This window comes from Cytobacillus firmus, assembly GCF_023715565.1.
Taxonomy (GTDB): domain Bacteria; phylum Bacillota; class Bacilli; order Bacillales; family Cytobacillaceae; genus Cytobacillus; species Cytobacillus firmus_C.
The window spans coordinates 92628-115305 of the sequence record NZ_JAMBOJ010000006.1; the positions used below are offsets into that span (position 1 = coordinate 92628).

Genomic DNA, 22678 nt, shown 5'->3' on the forward strand with positions numbered 1-22678 from the left:
ATCACAGTTTCAAAGAGACTCCTGTCAGTTTTCTAATTTACTGTGAAATATGATAATGGTTTACCTTACAATAAATCATGCTTTAATCCCAAAGATGTAAAAAATAAAGATCACCTTGACTTTTACCCTCTGAAAGTTATATAATACTCCTTGTGTAAAATATTGCAGCCTATGTGAGCACCTTGATGTACTCATTTTGTTCCTCAACCAGCTTCAGTTGCCTTTGGCGACTTACATGTTTCTGGGGATGGGGTACTGTGTAACCCTCTGCTGCTAGGGCGAAGGTACATGAAAACAAAATGAACATGATTGTTGTGCGCATCTGTTTCTGTTTTTATTTTACCCAAATAAAAACACAAAAGGAGGAGTCTTAAATGGCTCGTTATACTGGTCCAAGCTGGAAATTATCCCGTCGTCTTGGAATCTCTCTAAGCGGAACTGGAAAAGAATTAGAAAAGCGTCCTTACGCTCCTGGACAACATGGTCCAAACCAGCGTAAAAAAATCTCTGAATACGGATTACAATTGCAGGAAAAGCAAAAGCTTCGTCACATGTACGGAGTAAATGAGCGTCAATTCCGCAATTTATTCGATAAAGCCGGTAAAATGCCTGGTAAGCACGGTGAAAACTTCATGATTCTTCTTGAATCACGCCTTGATAACGTTGTTTACCGTTTAGGTCTTGCCCGCACTCGCCGTCAAGCTCGTCAGCTTGTTAACCACGGTCACATCATGGTTGATGGATCTCGTGTTGATATCCCATCATACCGCGTAGCACCTGGCCAAACAATTACACTTCGCGAAAAATCTCGCAGCCTTGACATCGTTAAAGAAGCAATCGAAGTTAACAACTTCGTACCTGACTTCGTATCTTTCGATGCAGACAAGCTAGAAGGAACTTTCACTCGTATGCCTGAGCGTTCTGAACTTCCAGCTGAAATCAACGAATCTCTAATCGTTGAATTCTACTCTCGTTAATTTTAATGCTAATAAAACCCTTAAAATGTTGTTAAATCAACGTTTAAGGGTTTTTTTGTTTTCGTCTAAAGGAACACGTATTCTCACAGCTATTTAACAACATAAAAATTTATATATCTTTTAATCCTTCTTTAATAAATCTTTAGAATTTCCATCTAAACTTATCATGTGTTTAAAGTTAAGATTTAGGAGGATTTTTTATGGATGAAATTTCAATTATGTTTACGATTAAATCTTGGTACGTTTTATTACCTCTATCTATTGGTGTGCTTATAGGATTCATTTTTTGGATAAATAAAAGAAAAAAACCAGTCAACATTATGCATTATGTCACCTTAATCTCATTTGTAATATACCTGCTATGTGTCATGCATTTGGTATTTTTCCCTATCGATGTGAATATCGGACGTTATGCTAATCAAACTCCATGGTATAAATCTATTAATGCTATACCCATCTTGACGATTGATATCAAGACATTCTTACTAAATATACTCATGATGCTTCCATTGGGAGTGTATATACCATTATTAATAAAGAACATGGCAAGTATAAAAAAAGCGGCTACGCTTGGATTGATGTTTAGTCTTTCGTTTGAGCTCATCCAATTACTCATACGTGTTACATTGGGCAGTGGCCGCAGTTCAGACATCAATGATATAATTGCAAATACTGCTGGAACTGTGATCGGATTTATGATTATCAACAAACTATATAAGGTACCTCTCTTTAAGAAAATATTTCAGCATTTGGAATTGCGAATTATGGAGGTTTAAAAAATGACGAGAATCCTAATCGTAGAAGATGACCGGGAAATTGCTGAATTAATGCAGATTTATTTAGAAAATGAAGGGTATGACATAATAAAAGCAACAGATGGGATAGAAGGATTTGAAACTCTTAAAGCCGAACCCGTCGATCTCATCATCTTAGATATTATGATGCCGAGAATGGATGGATTGGAATTCTGCAAAAAGGCTCGGCAACATAGTTATGTTCCAATCCTGATGGTGAGTGCTAAGGCTGGCGATATAGACAAGATTATGGGATTAATGACAGGTGCAGATGATTACATGATAAAACCATTTAATCCCCTGGAATTAACCGCACGTGTGAAAGCACTTCTGCGAAGAGCATCGTACCAGCCTGCAACTAAAGAACAAGATATTATACATGCAGGATCTTATATTATCGATAAGCACAGTCATACTGTCACAGTAGATGATATTCCCATTAAACTTACAGTACGTGAATTTAATATATTATTTTTACTGGCAAGTCATCGCGGACGTGTCTTCACCTCAGAAGAAATATTTGAAAAGGTATGGAAGGAACCTAGCGGAGGGTCGAATCAAACAGTTATGGTACATATTAGTAATCTGCGTGAAAAATTGGAAGCAGCCATGCCCGGTGAGAAAATCATCCAAACTGTATGGGGAGTAGGCTATAAAATTGAAAAATAAACTGATCAGTCTAATCCATTACTTGCCAAAATGGAAAATTACCCTATATGTCGTCCTAGCAATTGTTTTCTCTGTCTTCACGTATCTCTTATTACTCCCTGCTATCTGGTATTTAGAAGACAACTCACGTTTTTTCGAAAGCCTATTCTTTCTTTTATCCTATTTTCGAGAATTTCTGATTCTGATTTTTTTCATTCCAACCCTGGTACTTTATCTTTCGATTTTTTATCACATCGAACGAATACGATATCTAACCTTTCATTTAAGGAAGATTGCCCAAGAAGTGCAAACCTTAAATCAATCAGAAAACAAGGAACATCCCTTAGCAGTCCCTTCTGAGTTCGAACCTGTAGCTAAAGGTATTCGTGATATTATGACCACTCACAAACAGGCAGTGGAAAACGTAAAAAAAGCAGAGCAGGCCAAGAGTGAGCTAATCACAAATGTAGCACATGATCTGAGGTCTCCTCTCACCTCCATTTTAGGGAATCTTGAATTAATCAATAATGACCGATATCGTGACGAAGTGGAATTAAGATATCGCACTCGGATTATATATGATAAAGCTGTAAGCTTACACACTTTAATTAACGATATTTTTGACTATACCTATACACAAAATCAATCAATACCTTTAGATCAAAAACCAATTAATCTAGAAGAAATGCTGAATCAGTTATTGGTACAATATAAGCTCCAGCTCGAAAATGCAGGTATGGAAGTGCGTCTTCACTCGACAGCAAAAAGCCCTGTTGTTTCTGGAGATGGGGACAAACTGGTAAGAGTATTTGATAATCTCTTTCAAAATGCAATTCGTTATGGACATGAGGGGAAATACATTGATATTTTTTTTAGTGAATCGAATCATTACGTTATGATCAATATGACAAATTATGGTGCAGCAATTCCTCAAACGGATCTCCCTTATATATTCGAACGGTTTTATCGAGTCGAAAAATCCCGTTCCACCTTTACTGGCGGATCAGGGTTAGGACTAGCCATTGCGAAAAACATCGTAGACTTGCATGGAGGAACCATTGAAGTAAACAGTACAGGAGGCAAAATTACATTTACTGTGGCACTTTTAAAATAAAATTTAATATTAAAACTGCTGATGCATTTCAGCAGTTTTTTTGTTAGGTTATTTGGATTAACTCCCATTTCCCTTTCTCTGCCTCCACTTTCGGCGTTAATCGTCCGGATTAACCCCCATTTTTCTCTCTCTTCCCAACTTCCGTCATTAATCATCAAGATACGCTAACCATTCAGAACCTGTATCCTTTTTTATCCAGCTACTTACAAAAGAAAGCCCTCCGTCACAGGAGGGCTTCTCACTATTAGGCTTTTAGTATTTAATCAGGAAATATTTCTTCTTTCCGCGGCGAATGACAGTAAATTGACCTTCAATCTTGTCTTTATCAGTAAGCGTGTAATCAAGCTCTGTCACGCGTTCTCCGTTTACTGAAACAGCGCCATTCGTCACATCTTCACGAGCCTGGCGTTTGGATGGAGAGATTTTAGCAGCAACAAGCAGCTCAACTATGCCCAATTCCTCTCCTCCCGAATGCTCATATGATGGTACATCCTTAAAGCCTTGTTTAATCTCTGAGGCCGAAAGATTTTTTATATCTCCGCTAAAGAGGGCAGCTGTAATTTTGATAGCCTGCTCTAATGCTGCATCCCCATGAATCAGACGTGTCATTTCTTCAGCAAGTGCTTTTTGGGCTTTGCGGAGATGCGGTTCGTTTTGAACAGCTTTTTCAAGATTTTCAATTTCTTCACGGGATAAGAAGGTAAAGAATTTCAGATATTTAATTACATCGGCATCTGCCGTGTTAATCCAGAATTGATAAAACTCATAAGGAGATGTTTTCTCAGGATCCAGCCAGATTGCACCGCTTTCCGTTTTGCCGAACTTTGTTCCATCCGCTTTTGTTACAAGAGGAATTGTCAAACCGTAAGCCTTGGAACCTTCAGGAGCCATTTTGCGAATAAGCTCAAGTCCTGTGGTAATATTCCCCCACTGGTCGCTTCCGCCAATTTGCATTTTACAGTTATGGTTCTCATATAAATGAAGGAAATCCATTGCCTGAAGAATAGTGTAAGTAAATTCAGTAAAGGAAATTCCTGATTCCAGTCTCGAAGAAATGGTGTCTTTAGCCAGCATGTAATTGACTCCGACATGTTTCCCATAATCACGCAGGAACGTAACGATATCCATAGAGCCTGCCCAATCGTAGTTGTTAACCATAATTGCTCCATTTTCACTTTCAAAATCAAAAATTCTTTTCAGCTGGCCCTTTATGCAGTCTACATTATGCTGTACTGTTTCAAGAGTCTGCAGCTTCCTTTCCTCGCTTTTACCGCTTGGATCACCAATAAGTCCAGTGGCTCCGCCAACAAGTACAATTGGACGGTGCCCTTCTTTTTGAAAACGTCTTAATGTTAAAAATGGAAGCAGGTGTCCGATATGCATGCTGTCAGCAGTAGGGTCAACACCGCAGTATAAAGAAATCTTCTCTTTCTCGAGAGTATTTTGGATACCCTCTTCATCTGTCTGCTGATAAACAATTCCTCTCCATTGCAGATCTTCAAGTAAGCTCATCTTATATCCTCCTAATCAACGGTTATTTTCAAGGCATTAACGGTTTTAACCATACAAAAAGCGCCCCTGCAATTATGCAGGGACGCATGATCATTTTGCGCGGTACCACCCAGATTGAAGACAAATGTCCTCCACTCTTTCGAAATAACGGATACTTCCGTCCACTGCTATAACTGCTGTGCAGGTTGACAGTGAAAGCTCAGGGAGGTAATTCATCCTTCTATTTGTACCGGCTCGCAGCAAACGCCGGCTTTCTGAAACAGGGATAGAAGCATTACTGGATTCCCATCAATGCCTATAAAATATTTAACGTCTAAGATAGAATATTTTTATCATAAAAATGAGCCAAATGTCAAATGCCTGTACAAAAAAGGAAATTTCAGATAAATGGCGAACCATGTCATATTGGGCTGTCACATTGTGCTATAATATATGTGATTTTAGGGGGATTGATACGATGAAAGAAAAGTTTCAAATTTTAATGGATAAATTGAGGCAGACTCCGGGCCTTTTTGGTAATAAGAAAGCCGCTAAAGGCGCAAGTATTACATACCAGGTCATCTGGAATCTTACTTTGCTTTTTATCATCCTGGCTGTCGTTGGCGGTTCATTTGCTGGGGGCCTCGGAGCCGGTTATTTCGCTTCGCTTGTGAAGGATGAGCCCATCCGATCCTATGCCAGCATGAAAAAAGATATTTATGACTATGAAGAAACATCAGAACTATATTTTGCAAACAATGTCTATCTCGGAAAGCTCAGAACAGACCTTGAACGTGAGGAAGTTAAGCTTGATGATGTTTCGGAACACTTAATTAACGCAGTAGTAGCTACAGAAGATGAGTATTTCTACGAGCATGACGGGGTAGTGCCAAAAGCGATCATGCGTGCATTGTTCCAGGAGGTAACAAATTCATCTGTTCAATCCGGCGGAAGTACACTGACACAGCAGCTGATAAAGAACCAGATCTTAACGAATGAAGTTTCTTTTGAGCGGAAAGCAAAAGAGATTCTGCTTGCTTTGCGTCTCGAGAAGTTTTTTGACAAAAAAGAAATATTGGAAGCGTATTTAAATGTTTCCACCTTTGGAAGAAATGCAGCCGGACGTAATATTGCCGGAGTTGAAGCAGCTGCCAAAGGTATATTCGGGGTGAGTGCAAAGGAATTAACATTGCCTCAGGCCGCTTTCATTGCAGGGCTCCCTCAAAGTCCATTCGGTTACACTCCCTTTACAAGGGAGGGAAAGCTCAAAGAGAATCTGGAACCGGGCTTCTCCAGGATGAAAACCGTTCTGAAAAGAATGTATGATGACGGAAAGATTGACCAGAAGCAATATGAGGAAGCTTTGGCATATGACTTGACCAAGGATTTTACTACAGCTTCTGAGAGCCCTTTGGAAAAGTATCCATATTTAACGTATGAAATAGAAGAACGCGCAGTAGACATCTTGACTAAAATTCTCGCAAAAAATGATGGATACGAAGAGAAGGACTTAAAGCAAGATGACGAGGTCCGGGAAGAATACAAGACTCTGGCAGACCGGACGATCCGCCAAAATGGCTTCCAGATCCATACAACAATTAATAAAGATATTTATGATAAAATGCAGCAGGTCAAAGATAACTACCCTCATTACGGACCGGACAAACCTGAGACAGTGAAGGATCCGGAAACTGGCGAAAACAAGCAAATCATGGAGCCCGTAGAAGTTGGTGCTATCTTAATTGAAAATAAAACCGGGAAAATCATCAGTTTTGTCGGAGGACGCGATCATAAACGCGAGCAGCTTAACCATGCTACAAGCGCTCTGAGGCAAAATGGTTCAACCATGAAGCCGCTTTTAGTCTATGCCCCGGCAATAGAACTAGGAAAAGCAGCGCCGGGCACGATACTTCCTGATGTGCCGCTGCACCTTGCCCCGGGACTAAACAGACCTTGGCCAAAGAACTATACAAATACCTATAGCGGGCTCGTTTCAGCCAGACATGCACTTAAGCATTCCTACAATGTCCCAGCTGTAAAGCTCTATAAAGATATAGTTGGGCAGCGTCCTGCTAATTACCTGGAAAAGATGGGCTTTACTTCTCTTATTGGCCATGACTATACAAACCTGGCTACATCCATTGGATCACTGGAATACGGCGTAACAGTCGAAGAAAATACAAACGCATTTACTACGTTCGCTAATGGCGGGAAATTTATCGACGCCTATATGATTGAAAAAATTACAGATAAAAACGGGAACGTCATATACCAGCATAAGTCCGAGCCTGTTGATGTATTTAGCCCGCAGACAGCGTACCTTACAATCGATATGATGAGAGACGTTATTAACAGCGGAACTGCCACATCGATTAAGAGCAGATTGAAGTTCGGTTCTGACTGGGCAGGGAAAACAGGTACAGGTACTGAATTCATAGATTCCTGGTTTGTCGCTACCAACCCGAATGTCACGTTTGGCATCTGGTCTGGATATGATACGCCTAAATCATTAAAAGCTCCAGGACCGCTAAGCTATAGCTTGCGTACCAACTATCTCTGGGCAGATCTGATGAATGCAGCATATGACGTTGCACCAGACCTAGTAGACCCAAGCGAAAGCTTTAAAATGCCGGGCGGTATCGTAAGACGTTCATTCTGTGCCATTTCCGGCCTTCTCCCTTCAGAGGCATGTTCAAAAGCCGGTTTGGTCGAGACTGACTTATTTAATGCTAAATTTGTTCCAACAAAAGTGGATGATAGCCTCGGCAATGGTAAACTTGTACGAATTGGAGATAAAAAATATATTGCACTTGATTCAACACCTGAAGAGTTTACTGAACCTGGAATGGTAGTGAATCCGGAATATATTCAAAAGTTGTTCGGCATTAAAGCAAGTTTAAGCACGCTAATTCCGAATAAGGAACGCTGGAAGAGCATCCTGACTAGTGCTGACGAGCTTAAAGACAACGGTAAAGCCCCGGCAGCTCCAGGCATAAAAGCTTCGGGGGAAACCATTACATGGGGTGCCAATCCTGAAAATGATGTGATAGGTTACCGTGTCTATAACGGAGGCAAAAAAGTCGGTACCATAAAAGCCGGCTCTTCCCTTAGCTTTAAAGCTGGAAACGGCTCAATCCATGTAACAGCCGTTGACATTGCAGGCAGAGAGTCTGCTCCATCCAATACAGTGGAAATCGGCAAACAGCAGGAAGAAGAGAAACCTCAAGAAGATAAACCTAAAAAAGACAAACCAAAAGAAGAGAAACCTAAGAAAGAAAAACCTAAGGAAGAAAAACCAAAAGATCCGCCATCCGCAGAAAAGCCCAAGGAAGAAAAACCATCAGAATCCGGCGAAGATGGAGAGACATCAGCTGAAAATGATTAAAACGAGAAGCAGAAATCCCTTGATTGGATTTCTGCTTTTCCCTTTTTATCGCAGTCTAACGGGCAGTTTGATTCAACTATCAATCAGTGGGGGATCAGGAGAATCCCCCACTGATTGAAGGTTCACTTTATGCTTTCATAAACAAATGAAGGCCGCTATTTTTAAACAGCGGCCTTCAACTTTCTTAATCTTCCATTGTAGACAAATCACCGGTTGGGAGATCCAGTTCCCATGCCTTAAGCACACGACGCATAATTTTGCCGCTGCGGGTTTTTGGAAGCTTGTCGCGGAATTCGATTTCACGCGGAGCAGCGTGGGCAGCAAGACCTTTCTTAACGAATTGACGAATTTCTTCCACTAATTCCTCAGTAGGTTCATGCCCATCCCGTAAAGCAACAAACGCTTTAATAATTTCGCCGCGGACAGGATCCGGCTTACCGATAACCCCTGCTTCTGCAACCGCAGGATGTTCGATCAATTTACTCTCTACTTCAAACGGACCTACACGTTCGCCTGATGTCATGATAACATCATCTACACGGCCCTGGAACCAGAAGTATCCATCTTCATCCATATAAGCGGAATCTCCGGAAACATACCAATCACCCGGCATAAAATAAGATTCATATTTCTGCTTGTTATTCCAGATGGCATGCATCATGGAAGGCCAGCCTTTTTTAATCGCAAGGTTGCCCATACGGTTAGGAGGCAGTTCATTGCCCTGATCATCGACAATGGCTGCTTTTACTCCCGGAATCGGCTTGCCCATGGATCCCGGCTTTATTTCCATGCAAGGGTAATTGCAGATAATCTGTGCACCTGTTTCAGTCATCCACCATGTATCATGGATGCGCATATTAAAGACTTTTGTACCCCATCTGACAACTTCGGGATTTAACGGTTCACCGACACTTAGAACATGGCGAAGGGAGCTTAAATCAAATTTTTTTACAACTTCATCGCCTGCTCCCATCAGCATTCGGAATGCAGTCGGAGCACTATACCAAACTGTCACACCATACTCCTCTATCATTTTATACCAAGTTTCCGGATTGAACCTGCCCCCGACCACAAGGTTTGAAGTCCCTGTCAGCCACGGGCCGAAAATACCATATGAAGTACCGGTTACCCACCCTGGATCAGCAGTGCACCAATATACATCTTCTTCTTTTAAGTCCAGCACCCATTTAGCTGTCTGGTAATGCTGAATCATTGCATTATGTACATGCAGGACCCCTTTTGGCTTGCCTGTTGATCCCGAAGTATAATGCAAAATAAGCCCGTCGTTTCCGTCAACCCATTCAATTGGAAGCTTCCTGCTGGATTCTGCCATTCTTTTATTAAAATTAACATATGGCCCGGTTTCCTCTATGTTTTCCCCAACAAGGAAAACATGCTTTAAAGCAGGCAACTGGTCAACTGGCACGCGTTCCAAAAGCTCAGGTGTTGTAATCAGGACTTTGGCTTCACTGTCAGCAAGCCTGTCACGAACAGCACCTTCCATGAAAGCTTCAAATAGAGGACCTACAATAGCCCCCAGCTTAACAGCCCCCAATACGGCAAAATAGAGCTCAGGAGAACGCGGCATAAAAATGAACACCCGGTCGCCTTTTTCAACATCACCATATGCCTTTAATGCATTACCCGCTTGATTGGATAGTTCCTTCATTTCTTTAAAAGTATATTTCTCATTTCTCTCCCCATCGCGATAATAAAGGGCAACCTTATTTTTTCTGAAAGATTCCGCATGACGGTCAATAGCCTCATAGGCCATATTCATGCGGCCAGTTTCTTTCCAGGAAAATTCTTTTTCCGCATCAGCCCAGTTGAAATTTGCATAAAGTTCATTATAATTTTTCAAATTAAAGTCCCCTTGTGTTACTGGCAGCGCTTCCACTTTCATAAATCGTTCTCCCCCTTATTTATATTTGATATTATTATAGTATAAACATAATATTTTCTCAATTTTTAAAATTTTAAAAGAGGAAAAAAAGTAATTATGACCAGATCATAAATTGTCATAAACTTTTTTAAATTCATCAGAAAATTATGTGAAAGCGCTTTATCATCCGCGTTTTTATGTATAATAGAAGATACATTGATCATGCTACCTGGGTGGTGAATACATGGAACATAAAAAAACGTATAATGCAAAAGAATTAAAAACAGCCAATGGAAAACTAATTATTGAGGGTCCAATTACACAAGAAAAATTGGCAGATTATGAGTTTCATAAAGATCTTGTCGCTTTTAGGCCGCCGGCTCAGCAGCATAAGGCACTGGTTGAAATTGCAGGATTGCCTGAGGGCAGAATTATAGTGGCCCGTGACAGACATACCATTGTCGGCTATGTCACTTACTTATATCCAGATCCTCTTGAACGCTGGTCTGAAGGTAAGATGGATAATTTAATTGAATTGGGTGCCATAGAAGTGATTCCTGCTTTCCGGGGTTCAGGAACAGGCAAGAGCCTTCTGAAAGTATCTATGATGGATGATGCTATGGAGGATTATATTGTTATAACGACTGAGTATTATTGGCACTGGGATTTAAAAGGCACTGGCCTGAATGTATGGGAATATCGAAAAATCATGGAGAAGATGATGAACGCTGGCGGTCTTGAATGGTACGCCACAGATGACCCGGAAATCAGTTCCCACCCTGCAAATTGCCTGATGGCCCGAATCGGAAAAAGAGTAGACCAGGATTCTGTGCAGCAATTCGACCGTCTGCGCTTTATGAATCGCTTTATGTATTAATAGAAGTGTAAATACATAGTTCATGCTATGATTTTTCCTGCATGAGTGTATCTCTCCATATATTTTATAAGGAGGCATTTAAAGTGATTGTTGAAGAAATTATGAAAACGGATGTCACGGCTCTGTCAAAAGAAGACACGATTGCAGACGCCATAAGAATTATGAGCGAAAAAAGAATCCGGCATTTGCCGATAACAGATGAAGATGGCAGACTCCAGGGACTTGTAACAGACAGGGATATTCGGGATGCCACACCTTCTATTTTTCATACAGAACTGTTTAAGGAAGATCTGCAGAGACCGTTAAAAGTTATTATGAAGACAGATATCATCACTGGTCATCCGCTTGATTTTGCTGAAGAAATTGCCGCCATTTTTTATGAACAGCGGATTGGCTGCCTGCCTATATTAAACGATAATAAGCTCGTTGGGATTGTCACTGAAACCGATTTGCTTCATACATTAGTTCAATTGACAGGTGCTCATCAGCCAGGCTCCCAGATTGAAGTTAAGGTGCCAAACAAGGCGGGCATGCTATTTGAAATCGCTGAAGTCATTTGCAAAAGGAAAGCAAATATCCAGAGTGTCCTTGTATATCCTGACAAAACGGATGATAAATTCAAAATATTGGTGATAAGGGTACAGACAATGAATCCTACACTTGTAGTGGAAGATTTGAAAAAAGCAGGCCACCACGTTTTATGGCCAAATATGCCGGGGATTTCACTATGACACAGGATTCAGTATTTGTTTATTCGGAAGACCTGCTGAATTATAAATTCGGCAAAAATCATCCTTTTAATCAGATAAGGCTGAAGCTGACACTCGATTTGCTCAAAAATATAAATGCCATTGATGATTGTCATATTATCCCGCCGCGCCAGGCTTCAGATGAAGAGCTTCACCTGATTCATGATCCAAATTATGTGAATGCTGTCAAGCTTGCCGGCCGGGGACAGCTTCCTGAGGAATCATGTGAAAACTATGGTCTCGGAACTGAGGACACACCCATATTCCCCAATATGCATGAAGCGAGCTCCTTTTTAGTTGGAGGCACCCTGGCAGCCGTTGATGCCGTAATGAGCGGACGTGCTAAGCATGCACTTCACCTTGGAGGAGGTCTTCACCATGGTTTTCGGGGAAAAGCCTCCGGATTTTGCATTTACAACGATAGCTCAGTAGCCATAAAGTACATGCAGGAAAAGTATAAAGCCCGTGTTCTGTATGTAGATACTGATGCTCATCATGGTGACGGTGTCCAATGGTCATTTTATGATGACCCGGATGTATGCACACTATCAATTCATGAAACAGGACGATACCTCTTTCCCGGTACAGGAAATATCAATGAGCGGGGACAAGGGAAGGGATATGGATTCTCTTTCAATATTCCTGTGGATGCATTCACTGAAGATGATTCCTGGCTGCATGCATACCGTACAGCTTTTCGGGAGGTTGCGGAATTTTTCAAACCTGATGTAATTCTGACGCAAAATGGTGCTGATGCCCATTATCTTGACCCACTTACCCATTTATCATCGACTATTAAAATCTATAGGGAAATTCCGAAGCTTGCTCATGAACTTGCCCATGAATATTGCGGAGGGAAATGGATTGCAGTCGGCGGCGGCGGCTATGATATTTGGAGGGTTGTTCCCCGTGCATGGGCCATGGTTTGGCTGGAGATGACTGAAAACTCAAATTGTTACGGTAATATCCCGGAGGAATGGATAAATAAGTGGAAAGAATACGCACCTATGCCTCTTCCATCTGAATGGGAAGATCCGGCCGATTTATATAATCCTATCCCCCGAAAAAGTGAAATTACTGAAAAAAATGCCCGGACATTGGACAAGGTTCTTTATCCCATCCGGAACAAACCATTGACAGAGTCTAAATAAGGAAAGTGACTGACCGGAAACTTCCGGCTGCCATTTCTTAACACGCAAATAAACAGGTCTGGCTTTTGCCAGACCTGTTTATTGATTTTTCTCTTCATTAAATTTCGGATCAGAAATAATAATTTCAACACGTCTGTTCTTCTCCCAATTTTCCGGTCCGGAATTGGGAACGATTGGGCGGGTTTCCCCATAGCCGACAGCCATAAACCTGTGGCTGTCAAGTTTATGCCCTTCTGTTAAATATCTGATTACCGTACTGGCCCGGGCAGCAGATAACTCCCAATTGGACGGGTATCTGTATGTGGTTATAGGCCGGTCATCAGTATGTCCTTCCACTTTCACCAGATTGGGCATATTTGCTAACAGGGTTCCTACTTTATCCAAGAAAGAGTATGAGCTGTCTATAAGGCTGGCTTCCCCGGATTCGAATAAAGCCTGTTCCTGCAGGACGAGAACAACACCACGCTCCGTCCTGTTTGCCACAATAACCTCTTCTAATCCATTCTCTTCCAGAAACGATTGTATTTCCATCTGGAGCTCATCAAGCAAATCAGATCGATCGGCGCCATCTTCTCCCCTGTTTTCTTCCATTTCTTCCTGATTCTCTGCGGGGATGATGGACTGCTGGAAATCAAGCACCTGTCTGTCCCGGAAGGAGTCAGATATAGCCTGAAATTTCATTAAATCGATCTGTGACATTGAAAAAAGCAGAATAAAGAAAACCAATATTAATGTGACGAGATCTGAGAAAGTCACCATCCAGCGTGGGGCTCCCTTAGGAGGCTCAGGAGATCTTCGCCTACGCCTCATGATCTAATGCCTCCCCCGCTTTTACAGCCATCTCAAGCTCTCTTCGTTCTTCTGAGGATAAAAAGGCGCTCAGCTTCTCCTCCAGAATTTTTGGATTTTGACCGGACTGAACACCAATAACCCCTTCAATAATGATTTCCTTTAAAAACACTTCCTTCTCTGTCTTTAAAGCCAGCTTCGCTGCCATTGGCAAAAAAATAAGATTTGCCAGAAGTGAGCCATATAATGTAGTCAATAAGGCAATGGCCATATTTGGCCCAAGAGTGGCAGGATCATTTAAATTTTTCAGCATCAGAACCAGGCCGATCAGAGTTCCTATCATTCCCCATGCCGGTGCATACTCACCCGCTCTTTCAAGAATGCCTCTGCCTTTTCTGTGCCTCTCTTCCATCGCCATTATTTCGGCATTCATAATGTCAGTAATGACATCCGGCTCTATGCCATCCACAGCCAGATAAATGCCTTTCCGAATAAAAGAATCATCGACTTTCCCGACTTCAGCCTCAAGCGACAACAGCCCTTCACGCCGAGCACGCTCAGAGAGTTTGACAAAAATGCCAATCAGCTCGCCAACACTTTGTTCTTCATTGGAGAAAACCTGCTTAAAAACGGTGGGCATCTGCCTGATATCTTTTAATGGAAAACTAACAAGCAGCCCGGCTATTAATCCGCCTAGAACAATAAGGAGTGATGAAGGATCGATAAATGATAAAAATCCATCTGCTCCACCATTCCACATAATCCCAAAAACAAGCATAGCCAGGCCCACCATTAATCCTGCAGGTGTTAACATATCGAACTTTTTCATACTCTCTCTCCCTGATCCACTGCATTATCTAAAAGTTTTAGTATAAAAATTGACAGAAAGAAACGCCTTTCATATTAAGGCGTTTTTCTTTCTACCCTTGTCCAGCTGCAGCGCCTAGCCCCTCGAGTCAATTCGGTCCAGATGCTGAAGTCAAAGATCGACTTCAACTTCTCTCCAGCACTTGTCTGGGCTGGTTGAAGCGCCTCACTTTTCTTTTATATCGGCATATTTCTTATTTTGTTGAGCTTCGTTCTTCAATTCGATGTGGGAGTACAACAATTTGTTCATCGACAGATTCTTTATTCATAAGTTTCGTAAGCAATCTCATGGCAACTGCACCGATATCATACAATGGCTGCACAACTGACGTCAGCTGGGGACGAACCATTAAGGTCAATCTGGTATTATCTGAGCTGATGACCTCAAAGTCTTTAGGGACACCATAGCCCTTATCCTCGGCTCCGTGAATGATTCCCAAAGCCATCTCATCAGATCCTGCAAAAATAGCAGTTGGGCGAGGGTCGGCCTCAAGAAGTTTCTCAAAAGCTTCTATACCTGAATCGTACGTATAATCTCCTTCAACCACCAAATCCTCGCGGAAGGATACTTCTGATTCTTCCAATGCACGCTTATAACCTGCAAGCTTCTTTTCCTGATTAATCGGCTCACGGAGAGGTCCTACCACAAGCGCAACATTTTTATGGCCTTTTTCAATAAATGACTTCGTGACATCAAATGCTGCCTGTTCATAATTAATATTTACTGATGGAATTTTGCCTGTTTCTTCAATAGAGCCTGCCAGCACGATTGGAACCGGTGACTTTTCAAACTCTTCAACAAGCTCGGACGTAATGTTGCCGCCCATGAAGACTATACCATCCACCTGTTTCCCTAGCATAGTATTGAGCAGGTGCAGCTCTTTTTCGATATTCTGGTCGGAGTTGCTTAAAATGATATTGTATTTGTACATTGTCGCGATATCTTCTATACCCCTTGCCAGTTCAGCAAAAAAAGTGCTGGAAATGTCGGGAATGATTACACCGACTGTAGTAGTTTTCTTGCTAGCCAATCCTCTTGCAACCGCGTTTGGACGGTATCCGAGCCGGTCAATTACTTCCATTACTTTCTTTCTTGTTGCCGGTTTAACATTCGGGTTGCCATTTACAACACGAGAAACCGTTGCCATTGATACATTCGCTTCTCTAGCCACATCATATATTGTTACATTCATTACTGACACTCCTTCTTTAATTAGCGGACTTCTATTACTTTATATTTTACAGCAACACGACATAACCTACTCATCTTTTATCCTAATTTGTGAGTGGTTACACATGAACAATTATGTATTTAATCATACGACAGTCCAGTAATTGCCGCAATGTCAAGGCTTATATTTCTGAAAAAAACTTAAAAATTCACTTTACAAGCGAAAAAAAAGAGCCATCTGCCAGTAGCAAAAGGCTCTCCATATTTTAAAAATTTCCGTTTGATGACGAATCAGAATGCGCGAACGGCTCTTATTCGATGAATCACACTTTCAGCAATGCAGAAGATTGAAGTTCAGACATGAAATGGTCAAATTGATTTAAATCCATTTGCTGTGCCGAATCTGAAAGGGCAACAGCCGGGTCAGGATGAACTTCAGCCATTACGCCATCTGCGCCGATTGCCAAAGCCGCTTTTGCTGCTGGAAGAAGCAAGTCTCTGCGGCCTGTTGAATGTGTAACGTCGACAAGTACAGGCAAATGTGTTTCCTGCTTAAGGATTGGCACAGCGGAAATATCAAGTGTATTGCGTGTTGCCCGCTCATACGTACGGATACCGCGCTCACAAAGGATGATCTGTCCGTTCCCCTGGGACATAATGTATTCCGCGGCATTAATGAATTCTTCAATTGTAGCTGCAATTCCACGCTTTAAAAGAACTGGCTTATTTACAGCACCCGCTGCTTTTAATAGTTCGAAGTTTTGCATGTTTCTTGCACCGATTTGAATAACATCAATATAATTTACAGCTGTTTCAATATCATTAGGGCTTACAATTTCAGAAATAACGGCAAGATCATATTCATCTGCCACTCTTTTTAAAATCTTCAGTCCTTCAAGGCCAAGACCCTGAAAATCATATGGTGATGTTCTAGGTTTAAATGCTCCTCCGCGAAGAAGCTTAAGCCCTTTTGCTTTTACAGCTTCGGCAACAGTTGCGACCTGCTCATAAGATTCAACTGCACATGGGCCAAAAACAAGATGAGGATTGCCATCTCCTACTTTTGCACCTTTTAAGTCCACAATTGTGTTTTCAGGCTTCTTTTTTCGTGAAACAAGAAGTGCTTTTCTATGGTCATCTTTCTGAAGTTCAAGACCTGCTTTAAAAATCTCCTTGAACATATGCTCAATTGTTGAATTTTCAAATGGACCGTCATTATGCTCTTTTATCAAATCCAGCATTTTGCGTTCACGGACAGGATCATATCGATAAACCCCTTGTGTTTCCTTTACTCTGCCGATTTCTTGAACAAGTTCTGCTCTTTCATTGATTAAAGATAAAAGCTGAAGGTTCAGCTCATCCACTCGATTGCGAAGTTGATCTAGCTCATTATTGCTCATTTCCTGTCCCTTCCTTTCAATTCTGAGATTTAGCCGTGATAATTTCAGGATCTGTGTTCAGGCCGCATATAATGCGTACACCGTTAAACATTTCCATCTTTCTCTTTTACGGCCTCTGGATATGTGATACATTTTTTATAATTAGGGTTATTATATATGAATTATTCAGACATGTCACGAAAAACTTCTTTATTAATTAAACGCTTTTAAGTAATAAAGTGATTTGTGGGGAAATAAAGCATTTCTATGAAAAATAAAAAGAAGGTGTATTGCTTTGAGCGGACAAAAAAAGCTGTTTGCACTGGATATAGGCACTCGCACGGTGGTCGGAATTATTCTGGAAGAAAACTGCGGCCAATACCATGTGAAAGACATCATGATTAGGGAGCATGCAGAAAGGGCCATGCTCGATGGCCAAATCCATGATGTTCCGGCTGTTTCAAAAATTATAGCAGAAATAAGAGATGAACTTGAAGTGAAACATGGCCCATTAAATAAAGTTTGTGTAGCAGCAGCTGGCAGGGCTTTAAAAACAGAAAGATCTAAAACATCGATCATCATTAAAGGCAAACCGATGATGCAAAAACAGGATATTGTTCACCTTGAATTAAGTGCGGTTCAGCAGGCACAGGCAATTGCAGCAGAAAAGCAGGCAGCTGAAAAAAGCTATTATTACTATTGTGTTGGATACTCGGTTTTATACTACCATCTAGATGGCGAGGAAATCGGCAGCCTGATTGATCAGCAGGGAGATGAAGCATCTGTAGAAATCATTGCTACCTTCCTGCCGAAGGTTGTAGTGGAGTCACTTATTTCAGCTCTTCATAGGGCCGGCCTGGAAATGGAAGCCTTAACACTGGAGCCAATCGCAGCTATTAATGTCCTGATCCCGCCTTCAATGAGAAGACTCAATGTGGCACTTGTTGATATCGGTGCCGGAACATCCGATATTGCCATAACGGATTTGGGGACAGTTACTGCATTTGGAATGGTGCCTGTAGCAGGCGATGAGATCACCGAAGCCATTAGTGACCAGCTTCTGCTGGACTTCCCTTTGGCAGAAAAGGCAAAAAGAGACTTGCACGTATCCGATATGATTACTGTCACCGATATTCTCGGCTTCCAAACAGAAATCAGCAGAGAAGAGACAATTGAAAAAATATCTCCAGCTCTGGAACGTTTGACAAATTCCATTTGTGAGGAAATAATGAGGCTGAATAACAGGCAGCCCAAAGCAGTCATGCTGGCAGGAGGCGGGAGTTTAACACCCGGATTGCCTGAAAGGATTGCTAACAGATTGGGCCTTCCGGCAAATAGAGTTGCAATTAGAGGAATTGATGCTATCAGCGGACTGCATTTACCGGATAATACTGACAAGGGCCCTGAGTTAGTCACCCCAATAGGAATTGCGATTGCCGCTAAAAAAGCGCCGGTCCAATATTGTACTGTTTACGTCAACGATCAGCCTGTCCGGCTATTTGAGGTTAAAAACCTGACAGTCGGGGATTGTATGCTGGCAGCAGGAATAAAAATGAATAAGCTTTACGGGAAGCCCGGCCTTGCCATGATTATCAATTTAAACGGGCAAAACATTACGATCCCGGGAAGCCATGGAGAAGCTCCAGCAATCACTCGAAACAGCCTTCCAAGTGCATTTGATGAGGAAATCAAATCAGGGGATATCATAACCGTTTCTAAAGGGCGTGACGGATTGTCTGCTGATGTTTGCATTAAGGATTTAATTGATGAAGTCCCGGAAAAGTCTATCACTATTAACGGAAAACAGTTTACAATTCATCCTGTCATTACCTGTAATGACAAAGTTGCCTCGCTCGAACAGACTCTTGCTGATCGGGATAAAGTAGAGTGCAGAATACCGGAAACTGCTGAAGAAATCTTAACAATTTTAAATCTGAATAACTTATTAAACGAGCTTAAGACTTTTCGAATCAGCATTAACGAAAAAGACACTTTTCTGCCGCGCCACTCCGGAAAGCTTTATAAAAACGGCATTGAGGCTAATTACCACAGCATCGTAAATGATGGTGACAATCTTCGCATTGAAAAAGGCAAAACTCTGACCGTAAAGGAATTAGCAGATATTAAGCAGCTGGCACTTCAGGAGAGCATCCCTGTCATTTTTAACAACAAGAAAATAGAGCTGTCCAGGGGAATACTCGAATTTCAGAGAGAAGGAGCAATACTGACCGAAGATGACGTGATTTCTGCTGGAGATGCGATAACAATCCTGAAAAAACCAAGATCCCCCTTTATTTTTCAGGACATATTCAGCCATGTTAATGTCGATATGCCTGCTTCCTCTTCCGGAGGCTTCATCCTTTTGAAAAATGGAGAAAAAACATCTTTTCATGAATCGATAGAGCCTGGTGATCACCTTAAAATTGTGTGGCCTTCCATAAATAATAAGAATTCCACTATTAAATATGGATAGAAATTAAAAACCCATCCGATTGGATGGGTTTTAGCTGTTTTCCTTCACTGCATTCAAAAGGGAGTCATATGTAATCTTCCAATGTGATGCATGCCACACAACATCTCCATTTTTAAACAGAATTGCCTGAGGAGATTCATGTTTGATATGAAAAGCTTCTGCAATGTGATTAGACAAAGGACGATCCTCCTGAACAACCAGATAATAAGCATTTACATCCGTTTGCTCTTTTATAAAGCTTTCATATTCTTCATATGCTGCACCGCTCACAGGGCATGTGGAACTGTGTTTTAAAAGCAGCAGCTGTTCTCCTGATTCTACCGCTAGATCAAATGCTTCATGACTATCAAATTTTTTCATTTTTCTTTCCTCCTAAAATTAAACAACGGTGAAGTTATCGTACCACTTCACCGTTGTTTAAACAAATAATTTAGTTATACTTTTGCTCAGTTTCGTCAAAGGCTTTTTTTGTTTCTTCCAGTTTCATTTGGATTTCTGCATCATTTACTGGCGCGTTTCCCTCAGCCTGGAATGTTTCGTCATTGATAGCTGCTTCCTTTTCTTCAGCTGTGCAGTTTGCAGGAGCTGGTCCATTTTGATAGTCTTTTAAGTTTTTCACTTTATTTACAAGCTCATTGGATTGCTTGGTCACTGTTTGAGTTAACACATTTGTTTTCTCTTTTGCAGCATTAGCCAATTCAGTACCTTTTGTCATAGCTGTTTCACGATACTGTCCTGATTTTTCTTTTAGGATGGCCGCTTTTTCGCTTAAATCACTTTGGAGCTCTTTGCCTGATTTTGGAGCCAGGAACAAAGCTGTAGCAGCTCCAACCATGCCTCCTATAAGAGCACCAATCATAAAATCCTTCGTATTGATATTTTCCTCTGTTTTTACCTGGTTTGAATCTAATTGAGTACGTTCTTGGCTATTCATTCTCCTTTTTCCTCCTCTAATTCTAGTATCGTGCTCTTTCTCTCTGGCTTTCGGGCGGAAGCATTTGTTTCTCCCCCACATTGTACTGATAAGGGTCCTCTTTTCTCATTTTCCACTTATCCTTGATTTCAAGGAGTACATTGCTCCACTGAACCACCTGTGAGATTTTATCTTTATTCTGTTCAAGCTGTGTGTTAACAGAAGATGTGATTTTCTGAATGGACCCATTAAATTTGCGGACAGAGTCACCAACTTCTTTTACCGCAGTTACGACACTGTTCAAATTCTCAGACTTCTGCTGAATATCTGTTGCCAGTGAATTTGTTTTGTGCAGAAGGACAGTAGTTTCCTTCGTAACACCATCTAATTGCCTTTCAAGGCCTGCTAATGTGTGTGAAACGTTATCTAATGTCCCTTGCAAGGATTTTAATGTTTTTGCCAAATAGATGACCAAAACAAGGAATGCAATAGCAATGACTGCTACACTTAAGTATAAAATTATTTCCAATTCCTACACCTCCGGTTGTCTGTATACTAACTTTTTACCCAGATGCACTGCCTCTAAACCAGGAGTACATTAATAGATTCAACTTGCAACGTCCAAATTCCTTCTCCTACGGGTATTTTCATCAGTTAAAGTAAATATTAGCATAACTGGAAAAGGTTAAACAAAACCATCTATTTCGGTTACAATAATAGTTGTCGGAAAAATAAATTTAATGGAGGTATATATGCATGAAAGATCCCCGTATTGAAAAACTCGCCAAGAATTTAATTAACTATTCAGTCCGTCTTCAAAAAGGAGAGAAAGTCCTTATTGAAAATTTTGGATTGCAGAAAGAATTGGTGACAGCACTGATAAAGGAGGCATACGCTGCTGGAGGATACCCTTTTGTTTCCTTAAAAGATCAGCAGGTGGATCGTTCCCTTCTTTTAGGAGCGCAAGAGGAGCAATTCAATATGATGGCTGAATTTGAAGCAAATGTTATGAGCAAAATGGATGCATACATAGGACTTCGTTCTGGAGATAACATCAACGAGCAGGCTGATGTGCCGGATGATAAAATGAGAATCCATGGTTCAACAATTGGACAAAAAGTACATAGAGAAATTCGCGTGCCAAAAACGAAGTGGGTAGTTCTGCGCTATCCAAATGCTTCCATGGCTCAGCTTGCTAAGATGAGCACAGAGGCATTCGAAGATTTCTACTTTGATGTCTGCAATCTGGATTACGGTAAGATGGATAAAGCGATGGACAGCCTTGTCGATTTAATGAATAAGACCGATAAAGTCCGGATCACTGGTCCTGGTACAGACCTGTCCTTCTCGATTAAGGATATTCCTGCAATCAAATGCTCCGGACAGATGAATATTCCTGATGGAGAGGTATACACTGCTCCTGTACGTGAGTCGGTGAATGGAGTTATCACTTATAACACACCATCCCCATACCATGGTTTTACATTCGAAAATGTTAAGCTGACATTTAAAGACGGGAAAATTGTTGAAGCGGTAGCCAATGACAGTGATCGCATCAATAAAATCTTTGATACGGATGAAGGTGCACGCTATATTGGTGAATTCGCCATCGGAGTAAATCCATACATTCTCCATCCAATGCAGGATATCCTGTTCGATGAAAAAATTGATGGAAGCTTCCACTTTACACCCGGACAGTGTTATGACGAAGCATATAATGGAAATAAATCAAATATCCACTGGGATATGGTCAACATCCAGCGCCCTGACTATGGCGGCGGTGAAATCTACTTTGATGAAGCATTAATCCGAAAAGACGGGAGATTCGTCATTGCTGAACTGGAAGCTTTAAATCCAGAGAACTTAAAATAGGGTCAAAAGTCTATGTAAAAAGGGGCTGGGACAAAACTAGCTTCAGATAGTAAGAAAGGTGAATTTGAGTGCGCTCAAATTCACCTTTCTCTTATTTCAGGGTATTAATTCTTTAAATTCTTATTTTTTGGCAGTGAATTTCCTTA

The 22678-nt window shown here is 41.2% G+C and carries 19 protein-coding genes and 1 other annotated feature; of the genes, 10 read left to right on the forward strand and 9 right to left on the reverse strand.

Annotated elements, in window-relative coordinates; translation table 11 throughout:
- Window positions 1–374: 374 nt before the first annotated feature.
- From rpsD to M3205_RS03800, 4 genes are all read left to right on the forward strand, one after another.
- Window positions 375–977 carry a 30S ribosomal protein S4 gene (gene rpsD, locus M3205_RS03785; protein WP_035330337.1) on the forward strand — a complete coding sequence of 201 codons (603 nt, stop codon included), beginning with the start codon at window positions 375–377 and terminating at the stop codon, window positions 975–977.
- A gap of 200 nt (window positions 978–1177) precedes the next feature.
- A complete protein-coding gene (locus M3205_RS03790) occupies window positions 1178–1753 on the forward strand; it encodes a VanZ family protein (protein WP_251168708.1) in 576 nt (191 codons plus the stop codon).
- Between the two features lie 3 nt (window positions 1754–1756).
- Window positions 1757–2440, forward strand: a complete 684-nt coding sequence (locus tag M3205_RS03795; RefSeq protein ID WP_251168709.1) for a response regulator transcription factor — start codon at window positions 1757–1759, stop codon at window positions 2438–2440.
- Window positions 2430–3533, forward strand: coding sequence for a sensor histidine kinase (locus M3205_RS03800; RefSeq protein ID WP_251168710.1), 1104 nt, complete (start codon window positions 2430–2432; stop codon window positions 3531–3533). The genes M3205_RS03795 and M3205_RS03800 overlap by 11 nt, the downstream gene beginning before the upstream one ends.
- A 252-nt stretch (window positions 3534–3785) precedes the next feature.
- On the opposite strand, the gene tyrS is transcribed toward M3205_RS03800, so the two are convergent.
- Entirely contained in the window at window positions 3786–5045 is a 1260-nt protein-coding gene (gene tyrS, locus M3205_RS03805; RefSeq protein ID WP_251168711.1) for a tyrosine--tRNA ligase, read from the reverse strand.
- Between the two features lie 75 nt (window positions 5046–5120).
- Window positions 5121–5346: a binding site (T-box leader), on the reverse strand.
- A 156-nt stretch (window positions 5347–5502) separates the two neighbouring features.
- Between tyrS and M3205_RS03810 the strand changes: the two genes are divergently transcribed.
- Window positions 5503–8409: a transglycosylase domain-containing protein gene (locus M3205_RS03810; protein ID WP_251168712.1), complete on the forward strand. Its 2907-nt coding sequence runs from the start codon at window positions 5503–5505 to the stop codon at window positions 8407–8409.
- Window positions 8410–8593: 184 nt separating this feature from the next.
- Here M3205_RS03810 and acsA read toward each other — a convergent pair whose 3' ends face one another.
- On the reverse strand, window positions 8594–10312 hold the full coding sequence (acsA, locus tag M3205_RS03815) for an acetate--CoA ligase (protein ID WP_251168713.1): 1719 nt from the start codon (window positions 10310–10312) through the stop codon (window positions 8594–8596).
- Between the two features lie 223 nt (window positions 10313–10535).
- On the opposite strand from acsA, the gene M3205_RS03820 reads away from it, so the two are divergent.
- The 3 genes from M3205_RS03820 to M3205_RS03830 all read left to right on the forward strand — a co-directional run bounded on the left by M3205_RS03820 (window position 10536) and on the right by M3205_RS03830 (window position 13068).
- The gene (locus tag M3205_RS03820; protein ID WP_095244852.1) at window positions 10536–11168 is read left to right on the forward strand and encodes a GNAT family N-acetyltransferase; all 633 of its coding nucleotides are present in this window, start codon (window positions 10536–10538) and stop codon (window positions 11166–11168) included.
- An 83-nt stretch (window positions 11169–11251) separates the two neighbouring features.
- Window positions 11252–11899: an acetoin utilization AcuB family protein gene (locus M3205_RS03825; protein ID WP_251168714.1), complete on the forward strand. Its 648-nt coding sequence runs from the start codon at window positions 11252–11254 to the stop codon at window positions 11897–11899.
- A complete protein-coding gene (locus M3205_RS03830) occupies window positions 11896–13068 on the forward strand; it encodes an acetoin utilization protein AcuC (RefSeq protein WP_251168715.1) in 1173 nt (390 codons plus the stop codon). Before M3205_RS03825 ends, M3205_RS03830 begins: the two co-directional genes overlap by 4 nt.
- Before the next feature lie 78 nt (window positions 13069–13146).
- On the opposite strand, the gene motS is transcribed toward M3205_RS03830, so the two are convergent.
- From motS to M3205_RS03850, 4 genes are all read right to left on the reverse strand, one after another.
- Window positions 13147–13878: a flagellar motor protein MotS gene (motS, locus tag M3205_RS03835; RefSeq protein WP_251168716.1), complete on the reverse strand. Its 732-nt coding sequence runs from the start codon at window positions 13876–13878 to the stop codon at window positions 13147–13149.
- Window positions 13868–14686, reverse strand: coding sequence for a flagellar motor protein MotP (motP, locus tag M3205_RS03840; RefSeq protein WP_251168717.1), 819 nt, complete (start codon window positions 14684–14686; stop codon window positions 13868–13870). The genes motS and motP overlap by 11 nt, the downstream gene beginning before the upstream one ends.
- A 232-nt stretch (window positions 14687–14918) precedes the next feature.
- Window positions 14919–15917 carry a catabolite control protein A gene (gene ccpA, locus M3205_RS03845; protein WP_251168718.1) on the reverse strand — a complete coding sequence of 333 codons (999 nt, stop codon included), beginning with the start codon at window positions 15915–15917 and terminating at the stop codon, window positions 14919–14921.
- 301 nt (window positions 15918–16218) lie between these two features.
- Complete coding sequence (locus M3205_RS03850; protein ID WP_251168719.1) at window positions 16219–17295, reverse strand: bifunctional 3-deoxy-7-phosphoheptulonate synthase/chorismate mutase; 1077 nt, start codon at window positions 17293–17295, stop codon at window positions 16219–16221.
- Window positions 17296–17569: 274 nt separating this feature from the next.
- Here M3205_RS03850 and pilM point away from each other — a divergent pair, with 274 nt between their 5' ends.
- Window positions 17570–19747 (forward strand): pilus assembly protein PilM, encoded by a 2178-nt coding sequence (gene pilM / locus M3205_RS03855; protein ID WP_251168720.1) that lies wholly within the window; start codon window positions 17570–17572, stop codon window positions 19745–19747.
- A 30-nt stretch (window positions 19748–19777) separates the two neighbouring features.
- Here pilM and ytxJ read toward each other — a convergent pair whose 3' ends face one another.
- The 3 genes from ytxJ to M3205_RS03870 form a co-directional block, all read right to left on the reverse strand.
- On the reverse strand, window positions 19778–20107 hold the full coding sequence (ytxJ, locus tag M3205_RS03860; protein WP_251168721.1) for a bacillithiol system redox-active protein YtxJ: 330 nt from the start codon (window positions 20105–20107) through the stop codon (window positions 19778–19780).
- A gap of 70 nt (window positions 20108–20177) precedes the next feature.
- A complete protein-coding gene (locus M3205_RS03865) occupies window positions 20178–20681 on the reverse strand; it encodes a YtxH domain-containing protein (RefSeq protein WP_251168722.1) in 504 nt (167 codons plus the stop codon).
- A 22-nt stretch (window positions 20682–20703) separates the two neighbouring features.
- Window positions 20704–21189 (reverse strand): DUF948 domain-containing protein, encoded by a 486-nt coding sequence (locus M3205_RS03870; RefSeq protein ID WP_251168723.1) that lies wholly within the window; start codon window positions 21187–21189, stop codon window positions 20704–20706.
- 227 nt (window positions 21190–21416) lie between these two features.
- On the opposite strand from M3205_RS03870, the gene M3205_RS03875 reads away from it, so the two are divergent.
- Window positions 21417–22532: an aminopeptidase gene (locus M3205_RS03875; protein WP_251168724.1), complete on the forward strand. Its 1116-nt coding sequence runs from the start codon at window positions 21417–21419 to the stop codon at window positions 22530–22532.
- Window positions 22533–22678 lie beyond the last annotated feature (146 nt).

Coding starts and splice junctions, on each gene's coding strand:
- rpsD (WP_035330337.1), top strand. CDS start 375: ATGGCTCGTTATACTGGTCCAAGCTGGAAATTATCCCGTCGTCTTGGA.
- M3205_RS03790 (WP_251168708.1), top strand. CDS start 1,178: ATGGATGAAATTTCAATTATGTTTACGATTAAATCTTGGTACGTTTTA.
- M3205_RS03795 (WP_251168709.1), top strand. CDS start 1,757: ATGACGAGAATCCTAATCGTAGAAGATGACCGGGAAATTGCTGAATTA.
- tyrS (WP_251168711.1), bottom strand. CDS start 5,045: ATGAGCTTACTTGAAGATCTGCAATGGAGAGGAATTGTTTATCAGCAG.
- M3205_RS03810 (WP_251168712.1), top strand. CDS start 5,503: ATGAAAGAAAAGTTTCAAATTTTAATGGATAAATTGAGGCAGACTCCG.
- acsA (WP_251168713.1), bottom strand. CDS start 10,312: ATGAAAGTGGAAGCGCTGCCAGTAACACAAGGGGACTTTAATTTGAAA.
- M3205_RS03820 (WP_095244852.1), top strand. CDS start 10,536: ATGGAACATAAAAAAACGTATAATGCAAAAGAATTAAAAACAGCCAAT.
- M3205_RS03830 (WP_251168715.1), top strand. CDS start 11,896: ATGACACAGGATTCAGTATTTGTTTATTCGGAAGACCTGCTGAATTAT.
- motS (WP_251168716.1), bottom strand. CDS start 13,878: ATGAGGCGTAGGCGAAGATCTCCTGAGCCTCCTAAGGGAGCCCCACGC.
- motP (WP_251168717.1), bottom strand. CDS start 14,686: ATGAAAAAGTTCGATATGTTAACACCTGCAGGATTAATGGTGGGCCTG.
- ccpA (WP_251168718.1), bottom strand. CDS start 15,917: ATGAATGTAACAATATATGATGTGGCTAGAGAAGCGAATGTATCAATG.
- M3205_RS03850 (WP_251168719.1), bottom strand. CDS start 17,295: ATGAGCAATAATGAGCTAGATCAACTTCGCAATCGAGTGGATGAGCTG.
- ytxJ (WP_251168721.1), bottom strand. CDS start 20,107: ATGAAAAAATTTGATAGTCATGAAGCATTTGATCTAGCGGTAGAATCA.
- M3205_RS03865 (WP_251168722.1), bottom strand. CDS start 20,681: ATGAATAGCCAAGAACGTACTCAATTAGATTCAAACCAGGTAAAAACA.
- M3205_RS03875 (WP_251168724.1), top strand. CDS start 21,417: ATGAAAGATCCCCGTATTGAAAAACTCGCCAAGAATTTAATTAACTAT.